General features: G+C 64.8%; 19 protein-coding genes. 8 read left to right on the top strand and 11 right to left on the bottom strand.

The window, feature by feature from the left end:
- Window positions 1-50: 50 nt before the first annotated feature.
- The 4 genes from E1N52_RS26125 to E1N52_RS44890 all read right to left on the bottom strand — a co-directional run bounded on the left by E1N52_RS26125 (window position 51) and on the right by E1N52_RS44890 (window position 4,190).
- Complete coding sequence (locus E1N52_RS26125) at window positions 51-1,493, bottom strand: aspartate aminotransferase family protein (protein WP_133185708.1); 1,443 nt, start codon at window positions 1,491-1,493, stop codon at window positions 51-53.
- 18 nt (window positions 1,494-1,511) lie between these two features.
- Complete coding sequence (locus E1N52_RS26120) at window positions 1,512-2,846, bottom strand: glutamine synthetase family protein (RefSeq protein ID WP_133185707.1); 1,335 nt, start codon at window positions 2,844-2,846, stop codon at window positions 1,512-1,514.
- Window positions 2,847-2,877: 31 nt separating this feature from the next.
- Window positions 2,878-3,687, bottom strand: a complete 810-nt coding sequence (locus E1N52_RS26115; RefSeq protein ID WP_133185706.1) for a gamma-glutamyl-gamma-aminobutyrate hydrolase family protein — start codon at window positions 3,685-3,687, stop codon at window positions 2,878-2,880.
- A gap of 278 nt (window positions 3,688-3,965) precedes the next feature.
- Entirely contained in the window at window positions 3,966-4,190 is a 225-nt protein-coding gene (locus E1N52_RS44890; RefSeq protein WP_236596917.1) for a hypothetical protein, read from the bottom strand.
- A 447-nt stretch (window positions 4,191-4,637) separates the two neighbouring features.
- Between E1N52_RS44890 and E1N52_RS26105 the strand changes: the two genes are divergently transcribed.
- Window positions 4,638-5,189 carry a cupin domain-containing protein gene (locus tag E1N52_RS26105; RefSeq protein WP_133185705.1) on the top strand — a complete coding sequence of 184 codons (552 nt, stop codon included), beginning with the start codon at window positions 4,638-4,640 and terminating at the stop codon, window positions 5,187-5,189.
- A gap of 80 nt (window positions 5,190-5,269) precedes the next feature.
- Complete coding sequence (locus tag E1N52_RS26100; RefSeq protein ID WP_133185704.1) at window positions 5,270-6,760, top strand: aldehyde dehydrogenase; 1,491 nt, start codon at window positions 5,270-5,272, stop codon at window positions 6,758-6,760.
- A gap of 19 nt (window positions 6,761-6,779) precedes the next feature.
- Here the strand turns inward: E1N52_RS26100 and E1N52_RS26095 are convergent, their stop codons facing one another.
- Window positions 6,780-7,223, bottom strand: coding sequence for a MarR family winged helix-turn-helix transcriptional regulator (locus tag E1N52_RS26095; RefSeq protein ID WP_133185703.1), 444 nt, complete (start codon window positions 7,221-7,223; stop codon window positions 6,780-6,782).
- 234 nt (window positions 7,224-7,457) lie between these two features.
- Between E1N52_RS26095 and E1N52_RS26090 the strand changes: the two genes are divergently transcribed.
- The 3 genes from E1N52_RS26090 (at window position 7,458) to E1N52_RS26080 (ending at window position 10,223) form a co-directional block, all read left to right on the top strand.
- Complete coding sequence (locus E1N52_RS26090; protein ID WP_205965669.1) at window positions 7,458-8,945, top strand: DHA2 family efflux MFS transporter permease subunit; 1,488 nt, start codon at window positions 7,458-7,460, stop codon at window positions 8,943-8,945.
- A gap of 69 nt (window positions 8,946-9,014) precedes the next feature.
- On the top strand, window positions 9,015-9,956 hold the full coding sequence (locus E1N52_RS26085) for an AEC family transporter (protein WP_133185702.1): 942 nt from the start codon (window positions 9,015-9,017) through the stop codon (window positions 9,954-9,956).
- 63 nt (window positions 9,957-10,019) lie between these two features.
- A complete protein-coding gene (locus E1N52_RS26080) occupies window positions 10,020-10,223 on the top strand; it encodes a glycine zipper 2TM domain-containing protein (RefSeq protein WP_133185701.1) in 204 nt (67 codons plus the stop codon).
- A gap of 17 nt (window positions 10,224-10,240) precedes the next feature.
- Here E1N52_RS26080 and E1N52_RS26075 read toward each other — a convergent pair whose 3' ends face one another.
- The 3 genes from E1N52_RS26075 to E1N52_RS26065 all read right to left on the bottom strand — a co-directional run bounded on the left by E1N52_RS26075 (window position 10,241) and on the right by E1N52_RS26065 (window position 13,405).
- Window positions 10,241-11,086 (bottom strand): carbohydrate ABC transporter permease, encoded by an 846-nt coding sequence (locus tag E1N52_RS26075; RefSeq protein ID WP_091995905.1) that lies wholly within the window; start codon window positions 11,084-11,086, stop codon window positions 10,241-10,243.
- A complete protein-coding gene (locus E1N52_RS26070) occupies window positions 11,083-11,988 on the bottom strand; it encodes a carbohydrate ABC transporter permease (protein WP_133185700.1) in 906 nt (301 codons plus the stop codon). Before E1N52_RS26070 ends, E1N52_RS26075 begins: the two co-directional genes overlap by 4 nt.
- Window positions 11,989-12,172: 184 nt before the next feature.
- Window positions 12,173-13,405: an ABC transporter substrate-binding protein gene (locus tag E1N52_RS26065; RefSeq protein ID WP_133185699.1), complete on the bottom strand. Its 1,233-nt coding sequence runs from the start codon at window positions 13,403-13,405 to the stop codon at window positions 12,173-12,175.
- A gap of 301 nt (window positions 13,406-13,706) precedes the next feature.
- On the opposite strand from E1N52_RS26065, the gene E1N52_RS26060 reads away from it, so the two are divergent.
- From E1N52_RS26060 to E1N52_RS26050, 3 genes are all read left to right on the top strand, one after another.
- Window positions 13,707-14,489, top strand: coding sequence for an SDR family oxidoreductase (locus E1N52_RS26060; protein ID WP_133185698.1), 783 nt, complete (start codon window positions 13,707-13,709; stop codon window positions 14,487-14,489).
- Between the two features lie 61 nt (window positions 14,490-14,550).
- Window positions 14,551-15,612: an ABC transporter ATP-binding protein gene (locus E1N52_RS26055; protein WP_133185697.1), complete on the top strand. Its 1,062-nt coding sequence runs from the start codon at window positions 14,551-14,553 to the stop codon at window positions 15,610-15,612.
- 76 nt (window positions 15,613-15,688) lie between these two features.
- Complete coding sequence (locus E1N52_RS26050) at window positions 15,689-16,600, top strand: MurR/RpiR family transcriptional regulator (RefSeq protein WP_028202741.1); 912 nt, start codon at window positions 15,689-15,691, stop codon at window positions 16,598-16,600.
- Window positions 16,601-16,603: 3 nt separating this feature from the next.
- On the opposite strand, the gene E1N52_RS26045 is transcribed toward E1N52_RS26050, so the two are convergent.
- The 3 genes from E1N52_RS26045 to E1N52_RS26035 are packed head-to-tail and all read right to left on the bottom strand — an operon-like array spanning window position 16,604 to window position 19,848.
- Window positions 16,604-18,055: a cytochrome P450 gene (locus E1N52_RS26045; protein WP_133185696.1), complete on the bottom strand. Its 1,452-nt coding sequence runs from the start codon at window positions 18,053-18,055 to the stop codon at window positions 16,604-16,606.
- 54 nt (window positions 18,056-18,109) lie between these two features.
- Window positions 18,110-18,988 (bottom strand): IclR family transcriptional regulator, encoded by an 879-nt coding sequence (locus tag E1N52_RS26040; RefSeq protein WP_133185695.1) that lies wholly within the window; start codon window positions 18,986-18,988, stop codon window positions 18,110-18,112.
- Window positions 18,976-19,848: an IclR family transcriptional regulator gene (locus E1N52_RS26035; protein WP_133185694.1), complete on the bottom strand. Its 873-nt coding sequence runs from the start codon at window positions 19,846-19,848 to the stop codon at window positions 18,976-18,978. Before E1N52_RS26035 ends, E1N52_RS26040 begins: the two co-directional genes overlap by 13 nt.
- Between the last annotated feature and the right edge of the window lie 3 nt (window positions 19,849-19,851).

Here is a 19,851-nt window from a genome sequence, read left to right as displayed (position 1 = left end):
CGGCGGGAGGCCCAGCACCCCGTTGCGCCGCCCGCCGTGGACAAGTCGCGTTAAGAAAGACCCAGTTGTTGCGCGGTTGCGTCGATGGCCTTCTTCGCCTTCGACACGATTTCATCGATCTCGCCGCGCGTGACGACGAGCGGCGGCGAGAGCAGCATGCGGTCGCCCGTGGCACGCATGATGAGGTTGCCGTTGAAGCAGAAGTCGCGGCAGAGCGTGCCCACGTCGCCGCCATTCGCGAAGCGCTTGCGCGTCTTCGGATCTTCCGCGAGCTGCAGGCCCGCTACGAGACCCGCGCCCGAGATGTCGCCGATGATCGGATGATTGGCGAACGTCTCGCGCAGGCGTTGCTGGAAGTACGGGCCGGTATCGTTCTTCACGCGCGTGACGATGCCTTCGTCGCGCAGCAGCTTGAGGTTTGCCACGGCCACGGCGGCGGCGACCGGATGCCCCGAGTACGTGAGGCCATGATTGAACTCGCCGTTCTCGATGAGCGCCTTCGCAATGCGATCGTGAATGCCCACCGCGCCCATCGGCACATAGCCGCTCGTGAGGCCCTTGGCCATCGTGATGAGGTCGGGCTCGAAGCCGAAGTGCTGATGCGCGAACCATTCGCCGGTGCGGCCAAAGCCACCGATCACTTCGTCGGCGCAGAGCAGGATGTCGTACTTGCGGCAAATGCGCTGGATTTCCGGCCAGTAGGTCGAGGGCGGGAAGATCACGCCGCCCGCGCCCTGGAACGGCTCGCCGATAAAGGCGGCCACGTTCTCGGCGCCCACTTCGAGAATCTTCGCTTCGAGCTGTTGTGCACGTGCGAGGCCGAATTCTTCGGGTGACATGTTGCCTTGCGCTTCGCCATAGAAGTACGGCTGGTCGATGTGCACGATGTTCTCGACCTTCGAGGGCATCTGCTCGTGCATGTAGCCCATGCCGCCCAGCGTGCCGCCCGCGATGGTCGACCCGTGATACGCATTGCGGCGCGAGATGACGACCTTCTTCGAGGGCTTGCCTTGCGTGAGCCAGTACTGATGCACGATGCGTAGCACCGTGTCGTTGCCTTCGGAGCCGCTGTTGCAATAGAAGAAGTGGTTGAACGGCTCGGGCGAAAGCTGCGCGAGCAGCGCCGACAATTCGATGACCGGCGGGTGCGTGGTCTTGAAGAACGTGTTGTAGAAGGGCAGTTCCAGCATTTGCTCGTAGGCGGCGTCGGCCAGTTCCTTGCGGCCGTAGCCCACGTTCACGCACCAGAGCCCGGCCATGCCGTCGATGATCTGGTTGCCTTCCGAGTCCCACAGGTACACGCCTTTCGCCTTCACGATCACGCGGCTGCCCGTCTTGTTGAGCGAGCCCATGTCCGAAAACGGGTGAATGTGATGCGCGGCGTCGAGCGCGCGGTACTCGCTCGTCGAGCGCGTCGTTCGGCTGGATTGCGCGCGTAGCGTCGTCGGCACTTCCTGCAGCGCGCTGGCGGGGGCGTCGATTCGATAGCTCATTGCTGTATCTCCTTTCGTTTACACGTGCAGCAGCAGGTGCTTGCGTTCCCACGAACTGATCACGCGGAAATAGGCTTCGTATTCGGTTTCTTTGAGCGCGAGGTAGGCGCGCACGAACTTCTCGCCGAGGATGCCCATGAGCGGTTCGCTTGCGCTCATCAACGTGAGGCCTTCTTCCAGGTTGCGGGGCAACTGGTAGGGCAGCGAATAGCCGTCACTCACGAGCGGTTCCGTGGGCTTGAGGTGCTGCGTCATGCCGAGGTAGCCGGCGGCGAGCGTCGCGGCGATCGCGAGGTACGGATTGGTGTCCACGCCAGGAATGCGGTTTTCCACACGGCGCGCGGCCGGCGACGAGTACGGCACGCGGAAGCCCACCGTGCGGTTGTCATAGCCCCATGCCACGTTGATCGGCGCTGCCATGAAGCGCGAAAGGCGACGATACGAGTTGATATACGGCGCGAAGATCGGCATCAGCGCGGGCGTGTACTTCTGCTGTCCCGCGATATACGCGTAGAACATGTCCGTCGGCTTGCCGTCCGAGCCCGTGAAGAGGTTCTGGCCACTTTCCGCCGAGACGAGGCTCTGATGGATGTGCATGGCCGAGCCCGGCTCGTTCTCCATGGGCTTCGCCATGAAGGTGGCGTACATGTGGTGGCGCAGCGCCGCCTCGCGCACCGTGCGCTTGAAGAGAAACACGCGGTCGGCGAGATTGAGCGGATCGCCGTGCAGGAAGTTGATCTCCATCTGCGCCGCGCCCACTTCGTGAATCAGCGTATCGACTTCGAGGTCCTGAATATCGCAGTACTCGTAGATGTCTTCGAACAGCGGATCAAACTCGTTCACCGCTTCGATCGAGTACGCCTGGCGGCCCGTTTCCGGACGGCCCGTACGGCCGATCGGCGGCGTGAGCGGAATGTCCGGATCCTTGTTCATGTCGACGAGATAAAACTCGAGCTCCGGCGCAATGACGGGCTTCCAGCCCTTTGCTTCGTAGAGTTCGAGCACGCGGCGCAGCACGCGGCGCGGCGAGATTTCGACGGGCGAGCCATCGAAATGCACGCAGTCGTGGATCACCTGTGCGGTGGGATCGACGGCCCACGGAATGATGCGAATCGTGGACGGGTCGGGCACGCACACCATGTCGGGGTCGGTGACGCCGGTGAGGCTGCCGTCTTCGGGGTAATCGCCCGTCACGGTCTGGATCATCACGGCTTGCGGCAAGCGCATGGATTCACCCGATTCGAACTTGCTGCGCGGGATGATCTTGCCGCGCGCAATGCCCGCCATGTCGGGGATGATGGCTTCGATTTCGGTGATGTGATGCTTTTTCAGGAATTCGTCGATTTCATGCATGATCTTTCTCTCTGTTCTGTATGGGCCGGCATCAGGCGTGGGCGGCGCGCGGCGCATGCGCCACGTCGTGTCCGGCCCCGCCCGGTATTCGGGCCAGCATGTGGTTGCGGCAAGCTTCGCCGAACGTGCGGAAGATGGCGGTGGAAAGCGCGTCGTCGGCGTACTTCCATTCGGGGTGCCACTGCACGCCAAGCGCAAAACCGGGTGCGTTCGCGACGCTCACGGCTTCGATAAGGCCGTCGGGTGCGAATGCCTCGGCCACGAGGCCCGCGCCCAGCCGTTCGATGCCCTGACCGTGCAGCGAATTCACGCGTGCTTCGCGCGCGCCGCCCGCAAGCTGTTGCAGCACACCGCCTTCCACGAGCTTCAACGCGTGCGCCGGACCGTATTGCGTGTCGAGCGGATCGTCCTTGTTCTCGCGATGGTCGTCGTAACGTGCAACGTTGTGCACCTGCTGATGCAGCGTGCCGCCGAACACCACGTTCATCTCCTGGAAGCCGCGGCAGATGGCGAGAACCGGCACGCCCGCCTCGATCGCGGCGCGCATGAGCGGCAGCGTGGTGGCGTCGCGAGCGGGGTCGTGCAGCGTGCCGCTCTCGCTTGCCGGGCCGCCATAACGATGCGGCTCGACGTTCGAATAGCTGCCCGTGAAAAGCAGTCCGTCCACGGCTTCGAGAATGTCGGCCGCGGTCTGCCGCTCGCCCAGGGCGGGCAGCACGAATGCGAGCGCGCCTGCTCCATCCGCAGCCGCGGCGATGTACTTCTCGCCGGCAACATGTGACGCGTGCGGTCCCATCATCGTGCGGTCGGCAGTGACGCCGACTAATGGTCTGATTCGCATGACTAATGATTCGCTTGCTTGCCCGTGCGTAGTGTGTCGGCGCTACGGGCGTGACATGACCTTGCAGCCTTGCGGGACGCAAAACTACAAACCCTGTGTGCTCCGCGCAGCGGCGCTAACGGATGGCGCTGCGCGTGGAGATCATGTAGGCGGTTCGTTTCTTGCCGTTGTGAGGCGCAACGGTGTTCAGGCGTGCGCAGCCACATCGCGAAGGCGCGACAGGACACTTCGCGAACCAACGACGGCGAAGAAAACGAACAGCGCGGGAAGGAGAGGCGCTAGGGCAGAAGCGACGCGACTTCGTCCGTGTGGACGGCAATGAAGGCGCGTGCAGAGACCGAGTTGTGACGCCGAACGGAGCGGCGGGAAAGGATCGTGAAGACGGACAGGAACAGGCGAGAGGCAAGCCTGCCGCTACTGCCGTCGGCGATGGCGGTGCAGTCACTGCGAAGACACCTCGCATGACTACGATCCCACCTCACCAGAGGGCCACGGACTCTCACAATAACACTCGACTGGTTGCGTTGAAAAAGGCGTTTGGTTCAAGCATTCGAGGTCGTCAATTTGAGTGAGGCATTAAACATTGAACGACATCGATGTATTGCTTTCCAAACTCAGCCGACTCGCTATGTTTCTCGCATAAAACGCGCTTTTTGCGTTGCAACGCGATAGAAACGATGCTGCGTTCGACCTGTAGTTCAGCATATACGAGTCAAAAAGGGCGTCAATTATTTTTTCAAGTTTTTGATGTCAGCACTTTCCCCGAGAGCCCTTTGAAATAGCACGCTGTGCGAAATATCGGCTCCTGCACTTATATTTCGAATAACTTACAGGGGTTTGTACTGACGCAAAATAAAGCAAACTGATTAGAATATTCAACACGTCCACCGCGCCCCCTCCACGCGCATTTTCACTGCCAACGGTCCTTCATCGTGTCCGAGTCCGCCTCTGTGTCATCCGAAGTCGCCACGCGCCTGCGTTATGTCCGCAAACGCTATGGTTTGTCGCAGCGTGAGCTCGCCAAGCGCGCAGGCGTGACCAATGGCGCGATCTCGCTGATCGAGCAAAGTCGCGTCAGTCCCTCTGTGGGCTCGCTCAAGAAGCTGCTCGAATGCATTCCGATGAGCCTCGCGGAATTCTTCACATTTGACCTGACCGAAGGGACAGAAGTCGTGTCGCGGCGCGGCGAAATGCCGAACCTCGGCAACGAATCGATCGAGTTCTATCTCGCCGGCGCGAAAATGAAAGACCGCAACATGGGCATCATGCGCGAGGTCTATCAGCCGCTCGCCGATACCGGCCCTGAAATGCTGGTGCATGCGGGGCACGAAGGCGGCGTGGTGGTCGCCGGACAACTCGAGCTGACCGTGGATGGCACGACCTGGCTGCTCGACCCCGGAGACAGCTACTACTTTGAAAGCCGCTTCCCGCACCGGTTTCGCAATCCCAGCGCGAACGAAGTCTGCGAAGTGGTGTCGGCCAATTCGCCGCCCACCTTCTGACTCCCTGATCGCGCGAACCCGTTTCACCTGACGCCGCGTTGCGGCACGCAAGGTGGATCGCAAATCATTGAGGCATCCTGATGGAAAAGAAAACTTTCGCTTACTGGCAGGACAAGGCCGCGACGCTTTCGATCGAAGGCCGCGCATTCATCGACGGCGCGTATCGCGACGCGTATTCGGGCCGCACGTTCGATTGCGTGAGCCCGATCGACGGCCGCGTGCTTGCAAGCGTGGCCGATTGCGGCGCGGCCGATGTCGATGCCGCGGTGGGCGCTGCGCGGCGCGCGTTCGACGAAGGGATTTGGGCAGGCCTGAATCCGCGTGCGCGCAAGGCCGTTCTGCTGCGCTGGGCCGCGCTCATGCGCGAGCATCTCGACGAACTCGCGCTGCTCGAAACGCTCGATGCAGGCAAGCCCATCGGCGACACGACGACTGTTGATGTGCCGGGCGCGGCTTATTGCGTGGAATGGTTCGCGGAGGCCATCGACAAGGTGGGTGGCGAAGTCGTGCCCGCCGATCATCATCTCGTGGGCCTCGTCACGCGCGAGCCCATTGGCGTGGTCGCCGCCGTCGTGCCGTGGAATTTCCCGATCCTGATGGCCTCGTGGAAGTTCGGGCCTGCGCTCGCAGCGGGCAACAGCGTCGTGCTCAAGCCTTCGGAGAAGTCGCCGCTCACGGCCATTCGCGTGGCGCAGCTAGCGCACGAGGCCGGCATTCCAGCGGGCGTGTTCAACGTGCTGCCCGGTGGCGGCGAGCCGGGAAAGCTGCTCGGCCTGCATCGCGACGTGGATTGCATTGCATTCACGGGCTCGACGAACGTGGGCAAGCAGATCATGCAGTACGCAGGCCAGTCGAACCTCAAGCGCGTGTGGCTCGAGCTTGGCGGCAAGTCGCCCAACATCGTGCTGCACGATTGCCCGGATCTCGACCGCGCGGCGAACGCGGCGGCGGGCGCGATCTTCTACAACATGGGCGAAATGTGTACGGCGGGCTCGCGCCTGCTCGTGCATCACGAGATCAAGGACGTATTCCTCGCGAAGCTCGCCGAGGCCGCGAAGGCCTATAAGCCTGGCAATCCTCTCGATCCGGATGTGTCGATGGGTGCGATCATCGACAAGATTCAGCTGGAGCGCGTGCTGAGCTATATCGAGGCCGGTCGCAAGGATTCGAAGCTGCTGACCGGCGGCGAACGCGTCAATGCGGAGGGTGGCGGCTTCTACGTGCAGCCCACGGTGTTCGATACGCATCACGACACGAAGATCGCGCGCGAGGAAATCTTTGGGCCGGTGCTATCGGTCATCACCTTCAGCACGATCGACGAAGCGGTGCGCATTGCCAACGACAGTGACTACGGGCTCGCGGCCGCGGTCTGGACCGCGAACCTCACGCACGCGCATGAAATTTCGCGCAGGCTGCGTGCAGGCACGGTGTGGGTGAACTGCTACGACGAAGGCGGGGACATGAACTTCCCGTTCGGCGGCTTCAAGGAATCCGGCAACGGACGCGACAAGTCGTTACACGCGCTCGAAAAGTACACGGAACTCAAGTCCACGCTCGTGCGGCTGCGATAACGCCAGTTTTCGCTGCGGGTTACCGTTCCACCAGCGCGCCGAGATTGGCGCGCACCCGCTGAAGCATCGCGCCGAACTGCTCAGCTTCTTCAGGCGTGAAGCCCGCCAGGGCTTCCGCCTGGACTTCGTCACCTACGCGGCGCGCGCCCGTGAGCACGCCTTCCGCCCTGGGCGTGAGGCTCACCAGCAATTCGCGGCGGTCGTCCGGATTAGGCGTACGCACGACCCAGCCGCCTTCTTCCATGCGCTCGAGCAGCCGCCCCGCGGAAATGGGCGCCACTTCCAGCAGTTCGGCGAGGCGCGCCTGGTTCATGTCGCCGTAGTGGGCGAGGTACGCGATCATGCGGCACTGCGCGCGCGTGAGTTCGAGCGACGACTTCGCAAGCTCGTCGTAACGTTTGCCATAGAGCCGGCCCACGTCGACGACCAGGAAGCCAAAGCGCTTTTCGAGGTCGGTAGTCATCGCGCGATTATACGGGCGCGCGGCTCGCGCCTTCGCACGAGCGTCCTCTCCCTGGCGATACCGATTGCGTCAGCAGGTGCGAGTCGTATAATAAGCAGGCTTATTAATTCGGCACACTCCGCCCCTCAATCAAGATAGCCGCAAGACAACCGCACGATGACCGCAGTCATGCAGGACGGCTCAGCCGCGCAGCATCGGGCGGAGCCGGTCAAGGAAGCCCCGCTCAATCGCGGCATGATCACGCTCTCGATCATGCTCGCCACGCTGATGCAGACGCTGGACAGCACGATCGCCAATGTCGCGCTGCCGCACATGCAGGGCACGCTGTCTGCTTCCCAGGACGAGATCACCTGGGTGCTCACCTCGTATATCGTCGCCGCCGCCATTGCCACGCCGCTCACGGGCTGGCTCGCCGACCGTTACGGCGTCAAGCGGCTGCTTGGCGTGGCGATTGCCGGCTTCACCGTGGCCTCGGCGTTGTGCGGGCTTTCCGAAACGCTCGGCGAGATCGTCGCTTCGCGGCTTTTGCAGGGCGTGTTCGGCGCGTCGCTCGTGCCGCTCTCGCAGTCCATTCTTCTCGACATCAATCCGCGCGAGCGCCAGGGGCAGGCCATGGCGGTCTGGGGCATGGGCGTGATGGTCGGCCCTGTGCTCGGGCCCACGCTGGGCGGCTGGCTCACGGATAGCTACAACTGGCGCTGGGTGTTCTTCATCAATGTGCCGGTGGGCCTGTTTGCGTTTTTCGGCGTCTCGACGTTCATGCCCGCGCGCGTGCCTGGCCGCACGCAGCGCTTCGACGTGTTCGGCTTCGCCACGCTCGCGCTCGCCATCGGCGCGTTGCAGGCCTTGCTCGACCGCGGCGAGCAGCTCGACTGGTTCGGCTCGCTGGAGATCCGCATCGAGGCGCTGGTGGCGGTCATTGCCTTCGCGTTCTTCGTCGTGCATACGGCCACCTCGGGGCCCGGCACGTTCTTTCGCTACCAGTTGCTCAAGGACCGCAACTTCGCCACGGGCACGCTCTTCATCTTCGTGATCGGCGCAGTGCTCTACGCCACGCGCGCGCTGCTGCCGCCCATGCTGCAGAACCTCATGGGCTATCCGGTCGCCACTACGGGGCTCGTGACCGCGCCGAGCGGCGCGGGCACCATGGTCGCCATGCTGATAGCCGGGCGCATACTGAAACGCGTGGACGCGCGCATTATGCTGCTCTTCGGCTTCGTGGTCTCCGCGTACGCGCTATGGCAGATGATGCAGTACACGCTCGTGCTTTCGCCCTCGGATATCGTGTGGCCGGGCGTGGTGCAGGGTTTTGGCCTCGGCTTCGTGTTCGTGCCGCTTTCCGCGCTGACGTTCTCGACGCTGACACCGCAACTGCGCGCGGACGGCACGGCCACCTATAGCCTCATGCGCAACATCGGCAGCAGTATCGGCATTTCGATCGTGCAGACCTTCGTCACGCGCGGCACGCAGATCGCGCATTCGGACCTCGCCGCGAACATCACCCCGTTCAACCCGGCGATTCAGCAGATGCTCGAAAGCGGTTCGCGGTACGATCTTGCCGTGCTCAACCAGTCGATCACGCAGCAGGCCCAGATGATCGCGTATCTGAACGACTTCAAGATGATGTTCGTGGCTACGCTGCTCGTGATTCCGCTGCTCTTTCTGATCCGCACCGGCCCGAGTGCCGCCACCGTCGATACGAGTCACGCGGCGATGGATTAGCGAACCTGTTCGTCTTCCGTTTCACCCTGGCGCGCGGCACGTCCGCGCGCTTTGCATTCACGAATCCCGATGCTTTCTGCCGTTTCCATTCTTCTGCCGGTTTTCGGTCTCATTTTCGCGGGCTTCGCCTGTCGTCGCACGAATGTCCTCGGCCCTGCCGCGGCTTCCGAGCTGAATCGCTTCGTCGTGTGGCTCGCGCTTCCCGCGCTGCTCTTCGATATCCTTGCGCACGCAACGTGGCACGAGCTTTATCAGCCGGCGTTCGTCGCCGCGTTCGGTCTTGCCGGGCTCGCCGTGTTCGTCGCTGTGGTGGCGGCGCGCGTGTTCCTCGGCCGCCCGCTCGCCGATGCGAGCATCGACGGGCTTGCCGCCGCGTATCCGAACACCGGCTACGTGGGCTTCCCGCTGTGCATGATCGCCTTCGGGCCGTCGAGCCTCACGCCCACGACCATCGCGACGATCCTCGTGGTCTGCGTGCTGTTCGCCATCGCCATCGTGCTGATCGAAACGGGGCTGCAAAGCGAGCGGCGTCCGCATCGGCTCGCCATCAAGGTCGTGCGCTCGCTCTTGCGCAACCCGCTGCTGGTTGCGCCGGCGCTGGGGGCGGTCGTTTCGGCCGCGCATGTCACTCTGCCCGCTAGCGCGGAGACGTTCCTCAAGCTGCTGGGCGGCGCGGCGAGCCCGTGCGCGCTTGTGAGCCTCGGGCTCTTTCTCGCCGAACGCCGCGCGAGCGGCGAAGCGCCGCGTGAGTCGTCGTGGTGGCTCACGCTCTCCAAGCTCGTCGCGCAGCCGCTGCTCACGTGGTGGCTGGCCGATCGCGTGTTCGGGCTGCCTGACCAGCTCGTGGAAATTGCGGTGTTGCTCGCGGCGCTGCCCACGGGCACCGGCCCGTTCATGCTCGCCGAGTACTACCGGCGCGAGGCGCACGTGACTTCGCGCACCATTTTGCATTCCACACTAGGTTCGCTCGTCACGCTCACGCTGATCCTGCTGCATCTGCACCACGGCTGAAAGCCAGCGCGGCACGAAGCTTGCTGGCATGAAAGCCACCGGGTTCGATCAGGAGAATCGACGATGAACTGGCTACGACGCATACGCGCCGCGCGCGCCTCACTCGTCATCACCGTCTTGCTGACTGCAGCGGGCACAGGGGCCTGCACGCTGGGCGGCGCCGCCGCGGGCGGTTATGTCGGCAACCGGGCCACCAACGGCAGCGCGGTCGGCACCGTGGGCGGCGCCGTGGCCGGCGGCGTGATCGGCCATGAACTGGGCAAGTAAGCGCGCGAGACTTTCTCTTACTTCACGGCGCCAAGCGCGAGTCCCTTCACCATGTAGCGCTGCAGCCAGGCGAACACCACGGAAACCGGCAGCGTGGCCGCGAGCGTGGCCGCCATGACGAGCTGCCATTCCACGGTGTACTTGCCGGCCACCATGTCGGTGACTTGCACCGTGAGCGTCTTGTTCTCGGGCGAGCGGATCAGCGTGTAGACCACGGCGAACTCATTCCACGCGCTGATGAACGTGAAGATCGCCGTGACCACCACGGCCGGCACCGCGAGCGGCAGGAACACGCGGAACACGGCGCCCGTGCGGCTGCAGCCTTCGAGCCACGCCGATTCTTCGAGATCGCGCGGCACGGTCTGGAAATACGACGAGAGCATCCACACGGCAAACGCGATATTGAACGCCGCATAAGAGACGATCACGCCGATCTTCGAATCGACGAGATTGCCGTCGCCGTACGGAATCATCGCGGCAAGCCGGAACAGGCCGACCACGAGCAGGATCGGCGAGAGCATCTGCGTGACGAGCAGGAACTGGCGGTAAAGGCCGCGCCCGCGGAACGGAAAGCGCGCGAGCGCATAGGCGGCCGGCAGGCTCACGGCGAGCGCAAGCGCCGTGGAAAGACAGCTCACCACGATGCTGTTGCGCAGCGCGACACCGAAGTTCGCGGCCTGCCACATGTCGACGTAGTTCTGCCAGCGCCACTGCATCGGCAGCCAGCGCGCCGGATAGACGAACACTTCCGAAGCCGGCTTGAACGAGGTGAAGAACATCACCGCGAACGGGAACAGCACGGCCACGACGAGCGGCGAGAGCGCGAGCCAGCACCAGATCGAGCGTTTGAGCTTGCGGTTCATGCGAGGTCTCCTTCGGCGCTGCCGCGTTTTGCCTGCAGGCGCAGGTAGACCACCGAGAAGGCGAACAGGATGACGAGCATGATGAGCGAGACGGCGGCGGCTTCGCCTGGTCGTCCTAACCGGAAGCCGAGTTCGTAAAGGTAGGTGACGAGAATATGCGTGCTGTCGTCGGGGCCGCCTTGCGTCATCACCCAGATGATCGGGAACGAGTTGAACACGTAGATCACGTTCAGCAGGACCGCCATGTTGATGAACGGCTTGAGCAGCGGCAGCGTGAGCTGGCGGAACTGTTGCCAGGCGCTCGCACCGTCGATGCGTGCGGCTTCGTAGATATCGCCCGGCACCGAGGAAAGGCCGCCCAGCAGGATCGTGGTCGTGAAGGGGATCGACACGAGTATGCCCACACAGATTTCCACCGGGAACGCATACTCGGGCGTCGCGAGCCAATGGATCGGCCCCGAAGTGAGGCCGAGGCGCTGCAGCGTGACGTTGACCATGCCGTAGTCGTCGTTGAACGCCCAGCGCCAGACCACGGCCGTCATCGTGAGCGAGACGGACCACGGCAGCATGACGATCGTGCGCGCAATGCCGCGGCCGTAAAAGTCCTGATTGAGCACGAGCGCGACCGGCACGGAAATCCCCACTGTCCCCACCACGACGAAGAATGTCCAGATCAGCGTGTTCCTCAAGGCGCTCATGAACACCGGGTCGCCGAACACGTTATAGAAGTTCTGCAGGCCGCTGAAGTCGCGAATCTGCCCGAAGCGCGACACATCGTGCAGCGACTGATACACGATGTTGAAGATCGGATAGCTGATGATGAAGAGCGCGAGCACGAGACTCGGCACGATCAGGAGCCAGGGCGCGCGAGGCGCGGAAACGGCGCGGGGTAGTCGGCTCATGCGGGTTCGTGCGCGTGATCGGTCGGGGGCATCGCCGGCCGGTGCTGTGGCGGGCGAGGGCTTCAGGGGACCCGTAGTCATGTCGAATCGTCAGTGCTTCGAAACGTCGGTTCTGAGGCGTTGCGGCGCGCGCCGGAAACTTCGGGCGCGCGCCGGTGTTGCCATCAAGGCTTGGTTGCCAGACTTACTTGCCGAGCGACTTGTTCGCTTCGGTGGCCGCCTGGTTCAGCGCATCGGCGGGCTTGGCCTTGCCGAGGTAGACCGACTGCATCGCGTTGGTCACAGCCTTGGCGGTGTCTTCCCAGCCCGTCACGGTCGGCGCGAACTTCGCATGCGGCAGGAGCGCGATGAAGGCTTGCGTGTCCGGATTCTGGAAAGCCGGGTCGCTCGCTTCAGCCTTGGTGGTCGGCAGGAAGCCTTCCGTGCTCGTGAACTGCACGCGCGGTTCCTTCGTGAACAGGAAGTCCAGGAACTTCCAGGCGCTCTGCTTCGCCTTGGAGTTCTTGAACATCATGATCGAGTCGGTCACCGCGTAGGTGGCGGGCGTCGTCGCGACCGGGATCGGGTCGATGCCGTACTTGATGTTCGGTGCTTCCTTCTGCAACTGCTTGGCGAGGAACGGCGCCGAGATCATCATTGCCACGCGGCCTTGCTTGAAGAGGTTCTGCACGTCTTCACGGCTGTAGCCCGTCACGCCCGGCTGCGTGAGACCTTCGTCGATCATGGTCTTGTAGAGCGTCGCAGCCTTCACGCCAGCCGGCGAGTTGAATGCCGCCTTGCCGTCCTTGCCCACCACTTCGCCGCCGTGGGTCCACAACGCGTAATAGAAATACACGTCGGTTTCGATTTCCTTGCCTTGCAGACCGAAGCCCGCAATGCCCTTCGCCTTGAGCTTTTTCGACGCGTCGATCACGTCGTTCCACGTCTTCGGGCCTTGCGGATAGCCGACCGAAGCGAGCATGTCCTTGTTGTAGTACAGCGCGCGCGCCGAAGCGGCGATCGGGAGGCCGTAGGTCTTGCCGTTGATTTGACCCGGAGCCAGGAACGGACCGATGAAGCGGCCCTTGAAGTTCGCGTCCATGTACGGGTCGAGCGGCTCGGCAATGTCGTCCTTCACGAAGTCGAGGAGCCACCGCGTGCCGATGATCGCGAGGTCGGCGTTCGCGCCGCCGGAGATGTCCGTTTGCAGCTTCTGTTGCAGCGAGTCCCAGTTCACGTCTTCGATCTTGATCGTGATGCCGGGATTGGCGGCCTCGAACTGCTTGGCCATTTTCTCGAAGTACGGGGCGGTGGCGTCGCTGTAGTGGGCGACGGTCACGCGGACCGTATCGGCGTGCGCCGCGGCGGTGATGCCGGCGAATGCTAGCGCGACGGCGAGCTTGCCGAGCATGGTGGTTGCACGTGCCTGAAACGACATTCTCTTTCTCCTTGGTGGTTGTTCCTGCGCTTTTTCCACTAGTGCCGCCGCCTTGACCCGGCTGCTGGGTTGCGTTGTTTGAAAAAATCCTACAGGATGAAAAAAGCGTTGTCACCTGGTAAACTCGATATTGTTTCCAGCGCCGAAATTTGCATAACATGCTGTAAAACAGGGGAAATTCATGCGCTGCAGCAGCGTGGCGCGCTCGGTATAAACCCGCATACGGACCACTGTCAGTTATTCGTATGTAGGAAATTTTCAGGCTCTCCGGCACGACTGGCGAGCCGCACGGAGAGTCGACATGAGCCGGGTGGTGCTGGTGACGGGCGCGAGCGGCGGCATAGGCCGCGCGCTGTGCAAACGGTTTCTGGATGCGGGCGACACGGTGCTCGCGCTCGACCGCGACGCGGCGGGCGTGCAACAGCTCGCGGCGGAATTCGGCGAAGCGGGCGCGGCGCGCCTCGAGCCGCTCGCCGCCGACGTGAGCGATCAGGCCGCCGTGACCGAAGCCGTGGCGCGCGGCGTGGCGGCGCGCGGCCCGGTGGACGTGGCGGTGGCGAACGCGGGCGGCGCGCTCGGCACGACGCTCGCGCATACGGACGCCGCGAGCTGGCGGCGCGACATCGACCTGAATCTGAACGGGACCTACTACACGGTCGAAGCCGTGCGCGCCTCGATGATCGAGCGCCGGCGCGGCGCGCTCGTGCTGATCGGCTCGGTGAACGGCCTGTCGGCGCTCGGCCACCCCGCGTACAGCGCGGCGAAGGCGGGTCTCGTGAGCTACACGAAGGCGCTCGCCATGGAGCTGGGGCCGCACGGCATACGCGCGAACATCGTGTGCCCCGGCACGGTGAAGACGCCCGCGTGGCGCGCACGCGTCGAGCAGCATCCGAAGATCTTCGAAGAACTAAGCAAATGGTATCCGCTCGGCGACGTGGCGACGCCCGAGGATATCGCCGACGCCGTGCAGTTTCTCGCCTCGCCGCAGGCGCGCGTGATCACGGGCGTGGCGCTACCCGTGGACGCGGGCCTCATGGCGGGCAACCGGATGATGGCGAACGAGCTGACGCTCGATCCGTTCTGAGGCGCGTACGCGGCGAATTGACCTGAGCGACCTGAAAAGACTTCACGCAGACGAGGACAGCATGGCAGCGGTACAACTGAACGGCATCTACAAGCGCTATGGCGACACCCAGGTCGTGCACGGCGTCGATCTCGATATCGAAGACGGCGAATTCGTCGTGCTCGTCGGCCCCTCGGGTTGCGGCAAGACCACGGTGATGCGCATGATCGCCGGTCTCGAAGACATCTCCGGCGGGGACCTCACCATCGGCGGCACGCGTGCGAACGCGCTGCCGCCGCAGCAGCGCAATATCTCGATGGTGTTCCAGAGCTACGCGCTTTACCCGCATCTCTCGGTGTACGACAACATCGCGTTCGGTCCGCGCGTTCGCAAGGAGCGCGAGGACGGGTTCAAGCCGCGCATCGAAGCCGCCGCGAAAATGCTCAACCTGTCGGGCTACCTGGAGCGCCTGCCGCGCGCGCTCTCGGGCGGCCAGCGCCAGCGCGTCGCCATGGGCCGCGCCGTGGTGCGCGAGCCCGCGCTGTTCCTCTTCGACGAGCCGCTTTCGAACCTCGACGCCAAGCTGCGCGTACAGATGCGCACCGAGATCAAGGCGCTGCATCAGCGTCTGCGCAACACGGTGGTGTACGTCACGCACGACCAGATCGAGGCGATGACGATGGCCGACCGCATCGTCGTGATGAACGCGGGTCGCATCGAACAGATCGGCCGCCCGCTCGACCTCTACGACAAACCGGGCAACCTGTTCGTGGCGAGCTTCCTCGGCTCGCCTTCGATGAACTTCGCGGAAGGCACGGTGATGAGCGACGCGCGTGGCACGGCGCTCGTGCTCGAAGACGGCGTGCGTATTGCGCTGCCGGAAGGCAAGGCGCAGGCGGGCGCGCGCGTGACGGTCGGCGTGCGGCCCGAGCACATCGAGGCGGGCGGCGACGTGCCGTTCAACGTCGACGTGATCGAGCCGACTGGCGCGGAGACCCACTTGTACGGGAAAATAGGCGAGACGACATGGTGCGTCACGACACGCGCGCGCCCGGACGTTTCTCCGGGCCAGCGCACGGCGCTAGGTTTGCCATTGGCGCACCTGCATCTGTTCGATACTGAAAGCGGCAAGCGGCTCGATTGAAGCGGAAGCACGCATCGAAACTGGATAGCGGGCCCTCATGTGAGCAGACCCTAGTATCTTCCACGGGAAAAACAGCTTGCCGGTCTCCAACCTGATCCATCACATCCGCAATGTCGCGGAGTCGCTGCGTCCCGCCGAGCGCAAGGTCGCGGAGATGGTGCTCGCCGACATAGACTTCGCCATGCGCGCGAGCATCACCGAACTCGCGTTGCGCGCGGACGTGTCCGAGCCCTCCGTCACGCGCTTTTGCCGCGCGGTGGGCGCGCACGGCCTGCGCGACTTCAAGATGCGGCTCGCGCAGAGCGCGGCGGGCAACGTGCCCTTCGCGCTCGCCACGGAGATGACGGGCGGCGAGGCGAGCGGCGCCGGGTGGGCCGGCGAGGTCGGCACCCTGCTCGACAAGGTGACGGAGTCGGTCGTGCAGGGCGTGACCCATGCGCGCGCTTCGCTCGATACGGCGGTGTTCGAGGCTGCCGTCGCGGCGCTCTCCAGCGCGCGTCGCGTGTATTTTTTCGGCGTGGGTGCGGGTTCGGGGCTCGTTGCGCAAGACGCGGCGCTGCGCTTGCTGCGGCTCGACATCGCCGCGAGCGCGTTCACGGATGCGCATTTGCAGCGCCTTTACGCGGCGTTGCTCGAACCGGGCGACGTGGCGTTCGCGATTTCGCAGTCGGGGCGCAGCGTGGAAGTGAACGAGAGCATTCAGATCGCCAAGGAGCGCGGCGCAACGACCATCGCGCTCACGAGTGCGGGCTCGCGTCTCGCGTGGGTGGTCGATATTCCCCTTCTGCTGCGCGTGCCCGCCGCGAGCGATGCGCACGCGCCCGCCGTGGTGCGCATCGCGCATCTCGCGGTGCTCGACGCGCTCGCGCTGGGCGTGTCGCTCGGGCTCGGGCCCAAGGCGCTTGCCAAGATGCGCGATGCGCAGGCGCGCAGCGATGGCGCGCCCGACGATGCCTCCACGGTCGGCACGCCCGAGGACGGGCGTTGACGCTTAGGCGAACGCGGCGCCTTCGCGCGGCTTGAGCTTCACCGGCATCGTATCCGGCACCATCGTAAACGCCTGCACTTCCTGAATCTTCGCGGGATCGATCGCCAGTTCGATCGTGAACGACTTCATCAGCATCGAAAGTGCGAGGCGCATTTCCACGGTCGCGAGATGGCGGCCAGGACACACGCGCGGCCCGGCGCCGAACTGCAGATAAGCGCGTACGTCATGGGCTTTTCCATCATCGGCTTCGCGTTCGCCGCGCTTCATCCAGCGCCACGGATCGTAACGCTGCGGATCGGCGAAATGCTTCGCGTCGAGCATGGCGGGACGCGCGACGAAGAACATGCGCGTGCCCTTGGGCAACGCGATGTTGTCCACCACCACATCTTCCAGCGGCTCGAACGAATGCACGGACGCCACCGGACGAAGACGTGTGGCTTCGATGCAGATCGCCTCGAAAATATCGAGGTCTTTCAACGTGGCGTAGTCGGGGCATACCGACGAATTGCCGAGCACGCGTGAAGCTTCGTCGCCGAGATGCTGCTGCAAGGCCGTATCCGCGGCGAGGTAGGGCAGCGTCCACGCGATGGAATCGGCGGTCGTGTCTTCGCCCGCGATGAGGAGCGTGAGCACGTTTGCGCGGATCTGCGCGTCGCTGATGGTCGCCTCACCGCCCGGCGCCTGCTGCTGCGCGAGCATCGCTTCGAGCAGATTGCGCGGCGTTTCCGACGGCTCGTCGCGCATGCGCTCGCGGGCGCGCGCCATCATCGCGTTGACGTAGCGGTGCACTTCCTCGAGCGATCGTTCGAGCTTGCGGTCCGCCGGCAGTTTGACATATCGCCAGTACGGAAAGAGTGCGTTGGTGCGCCTCATCACGCCCGGCAAGATGCGCTCGAGATGCTCCTGAATCACGCCGTGATCGCGCTCCAGCGTGCGCGGATCTTCGCCGAACGCGAGCGCGCTCGTCACGTCTACCGTGTAGCGCTTGAGGTCGTCGGTCATCTCGACAGTTTCGCTGCGCTCGGCCGCGCGTTGCCAACGGTTGTGAAGGCGCTGCGTGATATCGGCCAGCGTGGGGTAGAACGCCTTGATGTTGGGTATCGAGAGCGCCTGCATCACGAGCTTGCGCTGCGGTTCCCACGCTACGCCTTCCGCCGAGAAAAGGCCGTTGAAGCCCATCTCCTCGAACACCGCTTCGATCGGCTGATAGCGGCGGAAGCGATGCGGGCGCTCGCGCATGATCTGCTGGATCAGTTCGGTATCGGTCCAGATCGTGATGGGGATGCCGCCCACCTGGAAGCGGTACGGTGCGCCGAGTTCGGCGGCCCATTGCTCGAGGATCAAATGCAGGCGCGGCGGCGAAAGCTGCAGCAGATTGCCGACGAGCGGCAGGCCGCGCGGGCAGGGCAGGTCGGCGATCTGGCGCAACGCTTGTCCGGTGGATGCCGCGCTCATATGCAGGTTCTCATTGGGTGGGCGAGCCGTTCTTGTATCACGCGAGGGAGGCGATTATAGCGGCGCGGCCGCCGCGCCTTCCATGTAACCGAAGCGCCGCGAGAGGCGTTCCGCGGCGGCGATCAGCAGTTGCGCCGCCGTGCCTTCGCGCGCGATGTCGAGGCTGCCGGAAGGCCCCATCACCGCGAGCACGAGGCAGACGCTGCCGGTGTGGTCGAACACGGGCGCGGTCACGGTACTGATGCCGGGAATGGGTTTGTCGAGCGCCGTGTCGACGCCTTCGGTGCGAATGGCGGCGAGCCGCGCGAGGTAGGCGGGCGTGGCGCCTTCGCGCGGCTTCGCGCCCGCGAGCCGCAGTTCGTCCTGAGCGAGGAGCGCCGCGCGCACATCGTCGTCGACCCACGCGGCGAACACGCGTCCGATCGACGTGTTCACGAGCGACATCACCGTGCCGGGGCGCAGGCTCACGTGCAGCGGCAGCGCCGACTCTTCGAGGCGCACGACGGTCGGGCCGAGCGGCCCCGGCACCGCGAGCGCGACGCTCATCGCGGTGGCGGCGGCGAGGCCCACTAGCTCGGCATCGGCTTCGCGAACCGGCGAAAGACGCGCAAGGCCGATCAGGCCAAGTTCGAGACTGAGCGGTCCCGCTTCGTAGCGGCCCGCTGCGTCGCGCGCGAGCAGGCCGATCTTCTGCAGGCTCACGAGGTGCGGGAAGGCCTTGGCGGGCGCCATCCCCGCGGCGGCGGCGAGGTCGCGCAGCGGCAAGGGCGTGCCCGCCGCGACGAGCGCGGCGAGCAGCTCGCCCGTTACATCGAGCGACTGGATGCCGCGTTGCGGCTTGTCGGCGGCTTCGGCTGCATTGCCGTTTGCGGCGTCTTCGCTGGCGGCTTGCGTTGCGTCTTCGCGCGGAGGCCTGGAGCTTACTCGGGGCATGTCGGTGTCGATGAAAATGCGGCGGCGGTGATTTCGGCAGCAGCGTCGCGCAGCGCGCGCACGACCGCGCCGTTGTCGCGCACGTCGATCACTCCGCTCGCGCCGATGGCGGTGAGCGTGAGGCTCGGTTCGCGTCCAGGGCCGAGCACGGGCACGCACACGCTGCTGACGCCGGGGCTGGGCGCGTCGATGGCGAGTTCATAGCCGCGCGCACGGATGGCGTCGAGCGAGGCAAGGAAGGCGGCATCGGGCGTGCTTTCCTGGGGCGCACCCGCGGCGCTGGCCACATGGCTGGTGCCGCGCCACACCGGCTGCGCGGTTTGCGTGGCCCATGCGGCTTCGAGCGCCTCGGGCGCGAGGAACGCACAGAACACGCGGCCCGTTGCCGTGGCCCGCAGCGACATCACCGTGCCGACATGCAGGTTCACGTGCAGCGGCAGGCTCGCGTGCTCGTAGCGCACGATCGTCGGCCCCTGCGGCCCTGCGATGCATAGCGCGACGCTGCAATTGAGCGCCTGCGCCAGCGCGGCGGCGCGCGGCACGGCTTCGCGCAGCGCGGGTTGCTGCGCGAGATGCAGCAGGCCGAGGCGCAGCGCGAGCGGGCCGGGTTCGTAGCGCCCCGAAAGCGCGTCGCGCTTGATGAGCCCGAGGCGCGTGAGGCTCACGAGATAGGCGTGCGCCTGGCTCGACGGAATGTCTCCGCTCGCCGCGAGATCGGTGGCGCCAAGCGGCGCACGCGCGTCGGCGAGGGCGCGCAGCAGGCGTCCGCCTACTTCCACGCTCTGGATGCCGCGTTGCGTGCGGGCCGCCGCCGCGCTGCTTTCCGGCGCGGACGCGGCGCTTTCATTGCGACGTCTCATTGC

The organism is Paraburkholderia guartelaensis (assembly GCF_004353905.1).
Classification (GTDB): Bacteria; Pseudomonadota; Gammaproteobacteria; order Burkholderiales; family Burkholderiaceae; genus Paraburkholderia; species Paraburkholderia guartelaensis.
The sequence above is the reverse complement of the archived record's forward strand: the minus strand, read 5'-3'. Positions and strand labels throughout refer to the sequence as shown.

Coding starts and splice junctions, on each gene's coding strand:
- E1N52_RS26125 (WP_133185708.1), bottom strand. CDS start 1,493: ATGAGCTATCGAATCGACGCCCCCGCCAGCGCGCTGCAGGAAGTGCCG.
- E1N52_RS26120 (WP_133185707.1), bottom strand. CDS start 2,846: ATGCATGAAATCGACGAATTCCTGAAAAAGCATCACATCACCGAAATC.
- E1N52_RS26115 (WP_133185706.1), bottom strand. CDS start 3,687: ATGCGAATCAGACCATTAGTCGGCGTCACTGCCGACCGCACGATGATG.
- E1N52_RS26100 (WP_133185704.1), top strand. CDS start 5,270: ATGGAAAAGAAAACTTTCGCTTACTGGCAGGACAAGGCCGCGACGCTT.
- E1N52_RS26095 (WP_133185703.1), bottom strand. CDS start 7,223: ATGACTACCGACCTCGAAAAGCGCTTTGGCTTCCTGGTCGTCGACGTG.
- E1N52_RS26090 (WP_205965669.1), top strand. CDS start 7,458: ATGATCACGCTCTCGATCATGCTCGCCACGCTGATGCAGACGCTGGAC.
- E1N52_RS26085 (WP_133185702.1), top strand. CDS start 9,015: ATGCTTTCTGCCGTTTCCATTCTTCTGCCGGTTTTCGGTCTCATTTTC.
- E1N52_RS26080 (WP_133185701.1), top strand. CDS start 10,020: ATGAACTGGCTACGACGCATACGCGCCGCGCGCGCCTCACTCGTCATC.
- E1N52_RS26075 (WP_091995905.1), bottom strand. CDS start 11,086: ATGAACCGCAAGCTCAAACGCTCGATCTGGTGCTGGCTCGCGCTCTCG.
- E1N52_RS26070 (WP_133185700.1), bottom strand. CDS start 11,988: ATGAGCCGACTACCCCGCGCCGTTTCCGCGCCTCGCGCGCCCTGGCTC.
- E1N52_RS26065 (WP_133185699.1), bottom strand. CDS start 13,405: ATGTCGTTTCAGGCACGTGCAACCACCATGCTCGGCAAGCTCGCCGTC.
- E1N52_RS26060 (WP_133185698.1), top strand. CDS start 13,707: ATGAGCCGGGTGGTGCTGGTGACGGGCGCGAGCGGCGGCATAGGCCGC.
- E1N52_RS26055 (WP_133185697.1), top strand. CDS start 14,551: ATGGCAGCGGTACAACTGAACGGCATCTACAAGCGCTATGGCGACACC.
- E1N52_RS26045 (WP_133185696.1), bottom strand. CDS start 18,055: ATGAGCGCGGCATCCACCGGACAAGCGTTGCGCCAGATCGCCGACCTG.
- E1N52_RS26040 (WP_133185695.1), bottom strand. CDS start 18,988: ATGCCCCGAGTAAGCTCCAGGCCTCCGCGCGAAGACGCAACGCAAGCC.
- E1N52_RS26035 (WP_133185694.1), bottom strand. CDS start 19,848: ATGAGACGTCGCAATGAAAGCGCCGCGTCCGCGCCGGAAAGCAGCGCG.